This window comes from Nonomuraea sp. NPDC049419 (genome assembly GCF_040676995.1).
Lineage (GTDB): Bacteria > Actinomycetota > Actinomycetes > Streptosporangiales > Streptosporangiaceae > Nonomuraea > Nonomuraea salmonea.
Genome location: NZ_JBFAQB010000003.1, coordinates 367154 through 378898, shown reverse-complemented (window position 1 = coordinate 378898; position 11745 = coordinate 367154). Strand labels below are relative to the sequence as shown.

Annotated in this window: 10 protein-coding genes; 4 read left to right on the top strand and 6 right to left on the bottom strand. The window is 74.5% G+C overall.

The window, feature by feature from the left end:
• Nucleotides 1-3 precede the first annotated feature (3 nt).
• Nucleotides 4-192 carry a hypothetical protein gene (locus AB0K12_RS11780; protein ID WP_355418876.1) on the bottom strand — a complete coding sequence of 63 codons (189 nt, stop codon included), beginning with the start codon at nucleotides 190-192 and terminating at the stop codon, nucleotides 4-6.
• Between the two features lie 493 nt (nucleotides 193-685).
• Between AB0K12_RS11780 and AB0K12_RS11775 the strand changes: the two genes are divergently transcribed.
• The 3 genes from AB0K12_RS11775 to AB0K12_RS11765 are packed head-to-tail and all read left to right on the top strand — an operon-like array spanning nucleotide 686 to nucleotide 3054.
• Nucleotides 686-1660: a winged helix-turn-helix domain-containing protein gene (locus AB0K12_RS11775; protein WP_364558645.1), complete on the top strand. Its 975-nt coding sequence runs from the start codon at nucleotides 686-688 to the stop codon at nucleotides 1658-1660.
• A 15-nt stretch (nucleotides 1661-1675) separates the two neighbouring features.
• Nucleotides 1676-1957: a hypothetical protein gene (locus AB0K12_RS11770; protein ID WP_364369237.1), complete on the top strand. Its 282-nt coding sequence runs from the start codon at nucleotides 1676-1678 to the stop codon at nucleotides 1955-1957.
• Entirely contained in the window at nucleotides 1954-3054 is a 1101-nt protein-coding gene (locus tag AB0K12_RS11765) for a transglycosylase SLT domain-containing protein (RefSeq protein ID WP_364558642.1), read from the top strand. Before AB0K12_RS11770 ends, AB0K12_RS11765 begins: the two co-directional genes overlap by 4 nt.
• Nucleotides 3055-3098: 44 nt before the next feature.
• On the opposite strand, the gene eccB is transcribed toward AB0K12_RS11765, so the two are convergent.
• Entirely contained in the window at nucleotides 3099-4499 is a 1401-nt protein-coding gene (eccB, locus tag AB0K12_RS11760; protein ID WP_364558640.1) for a type VII secretion protein EccB, read from the bottom strand.
• 22 nt (nucleotides 4500-4521) lie between these two features.
• Nucleotides 4522-5907 (bottom strand): type VII secretion integral membrane protein EccD, encoded by a 1386-nt coding sequence (gene eccD, locus AB0K12_RS11755; RefSeq protein ID WP_364558638.1) that lies wholly within the window; start codon nucleotides 5905-5907, stop codon nucleotides 4522-4524.
• A gap of 103 nt (nucleotides 5908-6010) precedes the next feature.
• On the opposite strand from eccD, the gene eccCa reads away from it, so the two are divergent.
• On the top strand, nucleotides 6011-9985 hold the full coding sequence (eccCa, locus tag AB0K12_RS11750; protein WP_364558636.1) for a type VII secretion protein EccCa: 3975 nt from the start codon (nucleotides 6011-6013) through the stop codon (nucleotides 9983-9985).
• A 119-nt stretch (nucleotides 9986-10104) separates the two neighbouring features.
• Here the strand turns inward: eccCa and AB0K12_RS11745 are convergent, their stop codons facing one another.
• Genes AB0K12_RS11745 through AB0K12_RS11735 form a run of 3 tightly spaced genes read right to left on the bottom strand, consistent with a single transcriptional unit; the run spans nucleotide 10105 to nucleotide 11743 of the window.
• Entirely contained in the window at nucleotides 10105-10530 is a 426-nt protein-coding gene (locus AB0K12_RS11745) for a hypothetical protein (RefSeq protein ID WP_364558633.1), read from the bottom strand.
• A complete protein-coding gene (locus AB0K12_RS11740; protein WP_364558630.1) occupies nucleotides 10527-11399 on the bottom strand; it encodes a hypothetical protein in 873 nt (290 codons plus the stop codon). Before AB0K12_RS11740 ends, AB0K12_RS11745 begins: the two co-directional genes overlap by 4 nt.
• On the bottom strand, nucleotides 11396-11743 hold the full coding sequence (locus AB0K12_RS11735) for a hypothetical protein (protein WP_364558627.1): 348 nt from the start codon (nucleotides 11741-11743) through the stop codon (nucleotides 11396-11398). The genes AB0K12_RS11740 and AB0K12_RS11735 overlap by 4 nt, the downstream gene beginning before the upstream one ends.
• Between the last annotated feature and the right edge of the window lie 2 nt (nucleotides 11744-11745).

Here is an 11745-nt window from a genome sequence, read left to right as displayed (position 1 = left end):
AGGTCAGGCCGCGCTCTCCTCGGCCACTCGGGGGAGCACGTCGAGGTCGTACGCCCCCGACTTGACGGCCGCGGTGAACGCCTCCCAGTCGCGGCGAGGTACTTCCAGGACCACGTCCGGGTGATCCACGTGGATGACCTCCACGTGGTCGTTGATGCGCTTCGCCGCGACGCGGCCGGCGTCTTGTGTCATCTGCAGCACTCCTCTCGGTGCGATGCGGGCTCCGCCCCGGCCGCCCGTTCGCAGGGGGACCGGGGCGGTTGCCGGAAGCCTTCCATCCCGGCGGGGCTCGCTGCCACCAGCCTGCCGGGTGGCGGTGGAAAAAGGCATCACGCGGTGGTCGGTCTTTTGGTCTCGGTGCAAGAAACGCGTTCCGCCGGTGCTTCTGGAGTGCGGGGAGGCGCCCGCCGCCTATGGGACGTATGCCGCAACGGGGGTTTTAAGCCACTTTTAAGGCAGGAGTTAGCGAGGGGGCGTAGTTTCGCGCAGCGAATAAGCCGCCTTTGCGAGAGAGCACCCGATGAAGATCATTTGACCACCGGCCGGACACCGCCGAAACGAGCGGCACTTAGTCCCGTGAATCGCCCGCTTTATTGATGTTTCGAGCTTCGTTGAAGCATTCCTCCGGCGATGTCTTCCCTGTCTACAGTTCCTACCTGTGGGGGCCCAAGTAACAAGGACCAATGTGCGGAGCGAGTTGATCATCGACTCTGCACCGCAGCTCTCCATCTCGATCTCGACCAACCTCACGGCGCTCGCCATGATCGCCGACGCGCTCGCCGGCCGCCGCCGCGGCCTGCCGGAGCTGTGGCGGCGGGCGGTCGGCGCGCGGGTCGGCCCGCTCGGCCACGAGGCCGTACGTCCCCTGTCCGCTCCCGGGACCACGCTCGCGCCCGACAGCCTGGTGCCGCGCTCCCCCGCCGGCGGCGACGTCTCCGTGCAGGCCCAGATCACCGCCCTGCAGGACCTGCCGCCCGACGCCCTGGTCAAGGACCTGGAGCGCACGTACGGGCCCGGCGCGCCGCCCCCGCACTGGCGCGCGGCGGCCGACCGGCCGGGCCACTGGCTGCGCGGGTACGCCAGCGCCCTGGCCGACGTCTGGAACGCCACGGAACCCCTGTGGAAGCGGGCCCGCCCGCTGCTGGACAGGGAGGTCGAGCGGGTCGGCGTGACGACCGTGCGCGGCGGGCCTGAACTGCTGCTCGGCGCGATCAGTGACCGCATGGTGTACGGCGAGCGCGGGCTGGTCGTCTCCGACGTGGGCGGCGGCACGTACGAGCTGGGCGACCGGCGGATCGTGCTGGTGCCGATGCTGGCCGGACGGGACGCGCTCATCATCGGCGTGGACGACCCCGACGCCGTCTGGATCGCCTACCCGGTGCCCGGGGCGGACTCGCTGTGGCGGCGGCCCGTCGCGCCCGCGGTGGACGAGCTGTCCGCGCTGGTCGGGCCGGTCCGCGCCGACCTCCTCTGCGCTCTGGACCAGCCGATGACCATGTCCATGCTGGCGACCGACATGAAGATCGCGCCCAGCGGGCTGACGTACCACTGCGACCGGCTGCGCGCCGGACGGCTGATCACGAGGGAGCGCCGGGGGCGCGAGGTGTGGATCGCCCGCACCCACCGGGCCGAGGAGCTGCTGGAGCTGTTCCGGCGCTGAGGAAGGAGGGAGCCGATGGCGCTCACGTTCCACCGCGAGGCGCTGGAGGGCTGCGGCGCGGCGGCGAAGTCGGCCTCGGGGGCCTTCTCCGGCCTGATCGGCGCGGCCGTCCCCGGCGCGGCGGCCTTCGGCGCCGTCTCCGGCTCGGAGGCGCTCGCGACGGCGACCGCCGGCCTGCGCGGCGCCGCCGAGCAGGCGAGCAGGACGCTGGGCAGCCGCCTGGAGGCGGTGGACCGCACCCTGGACGCCGTCGACCGCACCTACACCGCAGCCGACGCCCAGGCGGTCAGAAGGTGAGCGTGCTCGACGAGGTCAGGTCGGTGCCGGGCGGGGCTGAGCTGGCCGGGCTGGCGGAGCGGCTCATCGGAGATCCGGGGGCTGTCGCCGCGGCGGCCGGTGCGTGGCGGGCGGCGGCGAGTACGGCACGGCAGCACACCGGTGCGCTGGTCACCGCCGCCGGTGACGTGCGGACGGCCTGGCAGGGCGGCAGCGCCGAGGCGTTCGCCGGGTACATGAGCACGCTGACGGGCGCCGGTGACCGGGTGGCGCAGGCGCTGGAGGAGGCCGCCGGTCACCTGGACTCGGCCGCCGAGACGCTGCGCGCGGCCGAGTCGCAGGCGCTGGAGGTGTGCCAGGGGTACGCCTCCGCCGTACGGGAGCTGCGCGCCGCTACCCCGCCGCCCACGGAGGAGCAGCTGACGCAGAGCGCCGCCCCCGCGCTGAACGAGGCCCGCGACATCCTGCAGCGGCTGGTCACCGAGACCGGCTCCACGCTGTCGAGCCTGGCGGGCAAGATCACCACCGCCACCGCGGGGATCCCCGACGTGGCCGCGGCCGTGCCGGAGCCGGACGCCCAGCCGTTCGCGCCCCGCGCCGGGCAGCCGCTCGGCTGGTCGCCGGCGTCGCGCGGCGATGGAGGCGGCACCTCCCTCGCCGGGCACGGCACCGGCGCGGGCGGGCACGGCGGCACCACGGGCGGGTTCGGCGGCTACGGCCCCAGCGGCCCGCCACCGCCCGGCGGCGGCCCCGCGCCCCAGGGCCAGGTGGCCGGCTGGATCAACCAGGCCATCGAGATCCTCAAGGCGCACGGCTACCCGGCCGACAAGATGCACCCGAACGACATCTATATGATCATCAAGCACGAGTCGGGCGGGAACCCCCACGCCATCAACAACTGGGACTCCAACGCCGTCAAGGGCACCCCGTCCAAGGGGCTCATGCAGACGATCGACCCGACCTTCCAGCGCCACAAGCTGCCCGGCCACGACGACATCTACAACCCGGTGGACAACATCATCGCCGGCGTCCGCTACGCCATCGCCCGCTACGGCTCGGTTGCGAACGTCCCCGGCGTCGTCGGCATGAAGACCGGCACCGGCTACCGCGGCTACTGACCCACGGGGCCGCTGGGGGGCGGTGGGGCGGCGAGCCGCGGTGGCTACTGGGGGTCTTCGAGGGCCGGCCTGGCGGCGCGGGCCGGGTCCAGGACCGGGCCCTCCGGGATGAGCTGGAGCAGGTTCAAGGGCACGGGGGTGGCCTGCGTGGTGGCGTAGCCGAGCTTGCCCAGCGCCTCCTTGCCGGGCACGGCGTAGCGGCGGCCCTCCTGGGTGATCAGGTAGTAGGAGCGCACGGCCCCGAGCTGGCCGTCGCCGGGCAGCACGCCGGCCAGCACGGCGCGGCCTGGCGGGAGGCGGACGAGGTCGGTGGCGTCGCCGCGCGGCGCGGGGAGCCGGGCGCCGGTGGTGAGGCGGACGCGGGTGGAGCCGGTGGCCGTCTCTGCGTAGACCACGCAGAGCGGGCGGGCAGGGTCGTACGCCGTCATCTGCGGCATCTCGGCGGGCAGCCCGTCGGCGGGCAGGGCAGTGCGGGAGCGGGGCGCGGCGTTGGCGGTGGCGGCGTCCACGGGGATCTCCCTGACCGCGCCGCCCCCGTACGCGGCCCTGCTCGCCGGATCGCTGAGCAGCAGCGCCGCCTGGGCCTGGGTGATGGGGGCGAGGCCGTCGCCGAGCTGGACGTACCAGCGGGCCTGGCCGCCCGCGACGGCCCCCGCGCGGAACACCTGCCCCACGGCGGCGGCCTTACCGCCGGGCCCGGTGACCGGCCGGCCGCGCCCACTGATCGCGGGGGCGGCCAGGTCGGGGCCTTCGGGCAGCGCGTTCAGCCAGGCCACCGGGACGGGCGCGGGGTCTGCGGCGGTGAGCCCGCGGGCGATGCCGGCGGGCACGCGCATGCGGGTGCCGCGCCAGACGGCCCACCGCTGCCCGCCGGCGTCCACCAGCAGCGCGCTCCCCTCGGCGACCGGCGTGCCGCCGACGTCACGCCCGGCGACGAGCGTCACGTACGGCTTGCGGCCGGTCGGCTCGGCCCGCTCCTGCACGCAGGCCGACCAGGGGCCGCGGGCCAGGTGCGCGGGGCCGGGCAGCGAGTCGGGCGCGCCGGGGATGCCGATGGGCACGCCCCGCTCGTACGCGGTGAGCGCCTCGCGCGCCACGACCCGCTCCTTGACCTGCCCGGACGCCAGGACGAGCCGGGCGGAGGCGTAGTTGGCGACGGGGACGAGGCGGCGCTGGTCGTGGCTGTAGACGTAGCGGGCGCCGGTCTCGCGCTCGATGATCAGCGTGCCGGGCTCCTCCAGGGACGTGGTGCCCCCGGGCCGCAGCAGCCCGTACACGGCGAAGCCGACGCAGAGCAGCACCGCCACCATGATCCCGGCGAGGAACCCGATGGTCTGGCGGCGCAGCGGCCACTCCGGCTGGTTGGGCTGGGCACGCAGCAGCGCCAGGCCGATGCGCTGCACGGTGAGGCGATACGCCTGGTAAAGGTCACGCTGGCTGTGCAACTGCGCCTCTCCGGTTAGTCGGCTAGCTGACCAGGCCGCGGATGGTCTCGTACAGGTCCATGACGGCCAGTGCGAGCGGGATGAGGGCGATCATCAGCAGGATGTCGAAGATGTCGCCCACCCGGCCCCAGAACGGGGACGGCCGCGCGGTGGCCAGCCACAGCGCGGTGCCGGCCACCCCGAGGGCCAGCACCACCAGGCCGGGGACGATCCCGTAGAGCAGCACGGCGTCACCGGCGGTCAGCACGGCTCCTGCGGCGGGCAGCGCGACGCCGGCCAGGGTCGCCGACAGCAGCCAGGCCCGCTGGCCGCGTCCCTCGAAGACGCGGGCCCGCATGAGCAGCGACAGCGACAGCGCGCCGCTCATCACCAGCGCCGCCCAGGTGCCCTCCAGCACCAGCAGCGCCTGCGCGCCGAGCACGACCAGCGCGACCGTGCCGAGCAGGCCGGCGCAGAAGCGGTCGGCGGCCACGGTCTTGTCGATGACGAGCTCACCGTCGAGGTCGCCGCTCTCCCGCCGCAGCTCCTCCGCCGTGGTGGGCAGCGCGGGCAGCGGCATGCCGGCCAGCCGGAACGACAGCGAGGGGATGACCGTGGTGAGCCCCACGGCGAGCGCGGCCAGCACCGCCGCCGCCCCCGCCGCGGGCAGTCCGAACGCCATGACGACCCCGCAGCCGAGCAGCCCGCAGAGCGCGGCGGCGGCGATGCCGAGGAAGCCGGGCAGCCCCTGCGCCACCGCGAACCCGGTGGCGGTGGCCAGCATGAGCGTCACGCCGCAGGCGGCCAGCAGGTTGTCCGGCTGCAGCACGGACGGGCCCGAGGCGGGCGCGACCAGGCCGGCGACGAAGCCGTAGGGCAGGGCGGCGTACCCGATGACGGCCCCTGACCGGTCGTCGCCCAGCGCGCGGGACAGCGCGACGGCCACCACCAGCAGCAGCACCGCGACGACGCCCGCGACCAGGGCGGCGGGCGTCCACGGCGGCCCCGCGAGCGGCGGCGCGGCGGCGCCGAGCGCGAGCAGGCAGGCGGCGGCGCGCAGGCCGTAGGTCCTGGTGACGGCGGGCTGCCAGCGCCCGGTGCGCTCGATGACGCCGGTGGCCACGGCGTCGGCCACGTCGTCGAAGACGGGCTCGGGCAGCTCGTGGCCGCGCGGGCGCAGGTGCAGCAGCTCGCCGTCGTGGACCTGCAGCTCCGCGAGGGTGACGCCGGGGTCGAACGGCGGCCCGCCGAGCCGCTGCAGCGCCCAGCCGCCGTGCGCGAGGCCCGCCTCGGCCAGCCCGTCGCCGGCGATGCGCAGCACGGTCGGCAGCAGGTTGCCGAGCGGGATGTCCGGCGGCAGGCCGAGGTCCAGGAAGCCGCGCGGGGTCACGACGGTGACCCGGCACAGGTCGGTTCCGGTGGCGCTCACCCGGACGAGTGTAGGGAGCGGACTTCTCCGGCGGCGGCCGTGACACGTCTAGAAATTTTGAAATATCCGGCATATCCCTACGTCAGGGGCTTTCATGGGGCCGGTGAGCGGGAGCCTGATCGTGGTACGCAGGCCCGAGCGGCGCAGGCCGCCGGAGCCTCCGGGGGGCGAGGTGCTCCTGGAGCCGCCGCCGGAGATCCCCGAGACGGTCACGGGCGGCGGCCTGACGCAGCTGCTGACATACCTGCCGATGATCGCCGGGGCGGGCGCGATGGCGCTGATGTTCACCGGCGGGTCGGCGAGCAACCCGATCATGCTGGTCTCCAGCGGCCTGTTCGCGGTCTCCATGATCGGCATGAGCGTCGGCCAGATCACGCGCAACGCCGGCGAGCGCCGCAACCAGCTCAACGGCCTGCGCCGCGACTACTACCGCTACCTGGAGCAGGTCAGGAAGCGCGTCCGTACGGCCGCCGCGCAACAGCGCCGCGCCATGACCTGGAGCCACCCCGACCCGGCCGCGCTGTGGTCGCTGGTGATGACCAGCAGGCTCTGGGAGCGCCGGCCCCGCGACGACGACTTCGCGCAGGTCAGGATCGCCACCTCGGCGCAGCGGCTGGCGCTGCCGCTCATCCCGCCGGAGACCCGTCCCGTCGAGGACCTCGACCCGCTGACGGCGGGGGCGCTGCGCCGGTTCGTCCGCACGCACGCGACCGTGCCGGGGCTGCCGGTGGCGCTGGCGCTGCACTCGTTCGCCAGGGTCGTGGTGTCGGGGGACCCGGTGGCCACCCGCGACCTCGTACGCGCCGCGCTGGCCCAGGCCGCGGCCCTGCACGCGCCCGACGACCTGCGGATCTCGGTGTGCGCGGGCCGCGAGCGGGCCGGGGAGTGGGAGCCGGTCAAGTGGCTGCCGCACGCCCTGCACCCGGCCGAGGAGGACGGCGCGGGGCCGGTGCGGCTGGTGACGGGCGACCTGGGCGAGCTGGACGACCTGCTGGGGTTCGAGCTGAAGGACCGGCCGCGCTTCAGCAAGGGCATGTCGGCGGACGCGGTGCCGTACCACGTGGTCGTGGTGGACGGCGGGACGGTGCCGTCGGGCAGCCAGCTCGGCCTCGACGTCATCGAGGGCGTCACCGTGATCGACCTGGGCGGTGGGGTGCCGCAGGCGCCCGCCCAGCTCACGCTGCGCCTGGAGGTCACCGCCGACGAGGTGGTCAGGGTCGCGGCGGACGAGCTGGGCAAGGAGGTCAGGACGCCGCTGGGCCGGCCCGACCGGCTGGCGGCGCCCGCGTTCGCCGCGCTGGCCAGGCAGCTCGCGCCGATGCGGACCGGCACCGGCGGGCCCGAGGAGGAACGTGACGTGTTCGCCACGAACACCACGCTCACCGACCTGCTCCGGCTCGGCGACGCCCGCCGCCTGTCCACCGGCGTCACCTGGCAGCCGCGCCCGGTGCGCAACCGGCTGCGGGTGCCGATCGGGCTCGGCGCCGACGGCCGGCCCGTCGAGCTGGACATCAAGGAGGCCGCCCAGGGCGGCATGGGCCCGCACGGGCTCGTGGTCGGCGCGACCGGCTCGGGCAAGTCGGAACTGCTGCGCACGCTCGTCCTCGCGCTGGCGATCACCCACTCGTCCGAGACGCTGAACTTCGTGCTGGTCGACTTCAAGGGCGGCGCCACCTTCCTCGGACTCGACACGCTGCCGCACGTCTCGGCCGTCATCACCAACCTGGAGGACGAGCTGCCGCTGGTCGACCGCATGCACGACGCGCTGCACGGCGAGCTGGTACGCCGCCAGGAGCTGCTGCGCGCGGCCGGCAACTTCGCCTCGCTGCGCGACTACGAGCAGGCCCGCGAACAGGGCGCGGAGCTGAGCCCGCTGCCGACGCTGTTCATCGTGCTCGACGAGTTCAGCGAGCTGCTGTCGGCCAAGCCCGAGTTCGTCGAGCTGTTCGTGATGATCGGGCGGCTCGGCCGTTCGCTCGGGGTGCACCTGCTGCTGGCCTCCCAGCGGCTGGAGGCGGGGCGGCTGCGCGGGCTCGACACGCACCTGTCGTACCGGATCGGGCTGCGCACCTTCTCCGCCGCCGAGAGCCGGGCCGTGCTGGGGGTGGCGGACGCGTACTCGCTGCCGCCCGAGCCGGGCAACGCGTACCTGATGTTCGAGACGACCGGGATGACGCGGTTCAAGGCTGCGTACGTGTCGGGGCCCTACCAGGTGGCGGCGCAGAGCCCTGCCACGGCGGCCCGCTCAGGCCACCGGGGGAAGATCGTCTGGTACGGCCCAGAACGCGTGCCGCTGCCGCCCGTCGCCGACACTCCGCCCGTCGTCGAGGACAAGGGCAAGCAGGACAGCCTGCTCGACATCGTGGTCTCCCGGCTGGCCGGCAAGGGGCCCGCGGCGCACCGGATCTGGCTGCCGCCGCTGAAGGAGCCCGCCTCGCTCGACCGGCTGCTGCCCCGCATCGAGGCCACGCCCCGCCACGGGCTCACCGCCGCAGGGACCGCGCAGGAGCGTCCCGGGCGGCTGCACGCCGTCGCGGGGATCGTGGACAGCCCGTTCGACCAGCGGCGGGATCCGTACTGGCTGGATCTGTCGGGCGCGGCGGGCAACGTCGCGATCGTCGGGGCGCCGCAGACCGGCAAGAGCACGCTGCTGCGCACGCTCATCGCCTCGCTCGCGCTCACCCACACGCCTCGGGAGGTGCAGTTCTACTGCCTGGACTTCGGCGGCGGCACCCTGTCGGCGCTGGCCGGGCTGCCGCACGTCGGCGGCGTGGCCACCCGGCTGGACGCCGACGCGGTCCGCAGGACCGTCGCCGAGGTGCGGGGCGTGCTGGAGCGGCGCGAGCGGCTGTTCGTGGAGCGGGGCATCGACTCCATGGCCACCTACCGGCGCATGGTCGCCTCCGGCGCGTACGAGGGCGACGGCTGGGGCGACGTGTTCCTCGTCGTGGACGGCTGGGCGACGCTGCGCCAGGAGTACGAGCAGCTCGAACCCGACCTCGGCGACCTCGTCACGCGCGGGCTCGGCTTCGGCGTCCACGTCGTCGGCACCGCCAACCGGTGGCTCGAGTTCCGCGCCGGCGTGCGCGACCTGCTCGGCACCCGGCTCGAACTGCGGCTCGGCGACGCCTTCGACTCCGAGATCGACCGGCGGGCCGCCGCCAACGTGCCGGAACGCGCCCCGGGGCGCGGCCTCACCCGCGAGGCGCTGCACTTCCTCGCCGCGCTGCCGCGCATCGACGGCCGCGGCACCGTGGACGACCTCGCCGACGGCGTGTCCGCCCTGGTCGAGGCGGCCGCTGCGGCCTGGCCCGAGCAGGGGGCGCCGCCCGTACGGCTGCTGCCCGCCCTGCTGCCCGCCCACACGCTGCCCGTGCCGTCCGGCGACGGCACCCGCGTGCCGGTCGGCATCGACGAGGCCGCGCTCGCACCCGTCCTGCTGGACTTCGACACCGACCCGCACTTCGTGGTGTTCGGCGACACCGAGAGCGGCAAGAGCAACCTGTTGAAGGTGATCGCGCGCGGCATCGCCTCCGCGCGCACGCCGCTGCAGGCCCGCTTCATCGTCATCGACTACCGCCGGACGCTGCTCGACGCCACCGACACCGAGCACCGCATCGGGTACGCCGCCTCGAGCACCGCCGCCGCGACCCTGCTCAAGGGCGTGCAGGAGGTGCTCCAGGACCGGCTGCCGCCGCCCGACCTCACCTCGGAGCAGCTCCGCACCCGGAGCTGGTGGACCGGGCAGGACCTGTACGTCATCGTGGACGACTACGACCTCGTCGCCACCTCCGCCAACCCGCTGGCCGTGCTCGGCGAGCTGCTCCCCCAGGCCCGGGACATCGGCCTGCACCTCGTCCTCGCGCGCGCGATGGGCGGGGCGGGGCGGGCCATGCTGGATCCCGTGGTGCGGCGGCTCAAGGAGATGAACACGCCCGCCGTGCTGCTGTCGGGGCCGCGTGACGAGGGCCAGCTGTTCGGGAACGTCCGGCCTCTTGTGCTGCCTGCTGGGCGAGGGGTTCACGTGGATCGGCGGGCGGGCGAGAAACTCATCCAGACCGCCTACCTGCCGTCCTGAGCCCCACCCGCCCTGCCGGCTGCCCCGTCGGCCGTCTGTCGGCCACCCCCCCAGGCGGCCTGCCGGTTGCCCCGTCGGCTGGCTGTCGGCCGCCCTCCAGGTCCCCTGTGCGTTGCCTTCTAGAGGCCGCGCTCTATCCGGGACAGCTCGGCCATCGCCTGGTCCATCGCGGACTCGTACGCCTCCCGTGCCTCGCGCATCCGGAGGTCGGCCGGGTTGTCCTGGGCCGACAGGTCCAGCGGGCCGTCGCCCACCACGTCGCGCAGCAGCTCCGCCGAGCGGGTCTGCAGGTCGGCGAGCGCCTCGGCGATCAGGCCGAGGATCGTCTCCGACAGGCGCTGCGAGCCCCACCGCATGGCCCTGGGGTCGATGTCCAGGCCGGTCACGCCCTCCGCCGAGCACTCGACCCTGACCAGGTCGTCGGGGTCGCTCGCGGTGCCCTTGGCGGCCAGGACCTGCTGGTAGAGGTCGTCCAGCCCGTCGGCGGGGTGCTGGGAACGGGCGATCAGCCGGTCCAGGGCGCCTTCGTCGGACATAGCCGTCATGTCTCCGTCTCCGTGCTCGGGTCGTGGGTCGTGGGCAGCTGAGCGTCGAACGGTGCCGGCCCCTGCGGCGCCAGGCCCTGCGGCGCCAGGCCCTGCGATGCCGGCCCCTGCGGTGTCAGGCCCTGCGGTGTCAGGCCCTGCGGTGTCAGCCCTTGCGGCGCCAGGCCGGGCGGAGCCTGCCCCGGCGGGGTCTGTTGCAGCTTCGTGGCGCTGAGGCGGTCGGCCACCGCCTGCTGGCCCAGCATCCCGCCGCCTGCCGCCGCCGCTCCCCCGCCGAGCGCCAGCTTGCCCGGCGAGACCTGGGCGAGCCGCCCCGCCACCTTGCCCAGCACGCCCTGCCCGCCCGTCACGAACTGCCGCACCCGGGACGCGATCACCCCGGCCTGCCGGTCGGCCCTGATGCCGAACTGCGTGGCCGCCACCTCGGAGGCGACCCGGGTGAACGGGTTGAGCTGGGCGACCTTGTGCATCACGCCGGCCGTGAGGATGCTCGCGCCGGTGAGGAAGACGGCCTTGCCCGCGGCGTCGTACACGTCGGCGGTGACGTTGAGCGTGCGCGCGGACGCCGCAGGCAGCGCGGCCTTCTCCCCGGCGTCGGACGCGTAGTCCGCCACGGCGCCCATGGCCAGCTCGGCGCTGGCGGCGGTCCAGGTGACGCCCTTGGTGGCGGTGTCCACGACCTCGGGGTGGCGGCGCAGGCCGGCCGAGAGCGTCTCGTAGCCCTCGGCGGCCCGCCGCTGCTCGGCGGTGTCGCCGTACATGAGGGGCAGGATCAGCATCGCGTAATGGGCGCGCCGGAAGCCGAGCAGCATGGAGCCGGTCGCCGCCATGGCCGAGCCCTCGATGACGGACTGCGGCTGCTCCATCATCGCGACGCCGCCATGGTCGCGGCGACGGAGGCGGAGGCGGCGTTGCCGTCCACGTAGCCGTTGGCGGTGTCGTACGCCCGGTCGTGCAGCTCGGCGACCTGGTCGCGCTTGGCCAGCAGGTACCGCTGCGCGGCCTCGTTGACCTCGTCGAACGAGCGTCCCAGGGCGCCGCCCAGCATGCCGAAGGCGCCGTACGCGCCGGAGGAGAGCCGTACCCGGGCGACGGCCCTGGTCATCTCCTCCAGGTCCCGCATAGGCGTGTCGGCCAGGTCACGGCCCATCTCCCTGACGGAGTCCGCCACCACGGCGACGGCGTCGGCGTCCATGTCCGGTGTCCCTCTCATAG

Bases quoted from the DNA above. Each gene is read 5' to 3' on its own strand.
- AB0K12_RS11780 (WP_355418876.1), bottom strand. From the start codon at position 192: ATGACACAAGACGCCGGCCGCGTCGCGGCGAAGCGCATCAACGACCAC.
- AB0K12_RS11735 (WP_364558627.1), bottom strand. From the start codon at position 11,743: ATGAGAGGGACACCGGACATGGACGCCGACGCCGTCGCCGTGGTGGCG.
- AB0K12_RS11770 (WP_364369237.1), top strand. From the start codon at position 1,676: ATGGCGCTCACGTTCCACCGCGAGGCGCTGGAGGGCTGCGGCGCGGCG.
- AB0K12_RS11740 (WP_364558630.1), bottom strand. From the start codon at position 11,399: ATGATGGAGCAGCCGCAGTCCGTCATCGAGGGCTCGGCCATGGCGGCG.
- AB0K12_RS11745 (WP_364558633.1), bottom strand. From the start codon at position 10,530: ATGACGGCTATGTCCGACGAAGGCGCCCTGGACCGGCTGATCGCCCGT.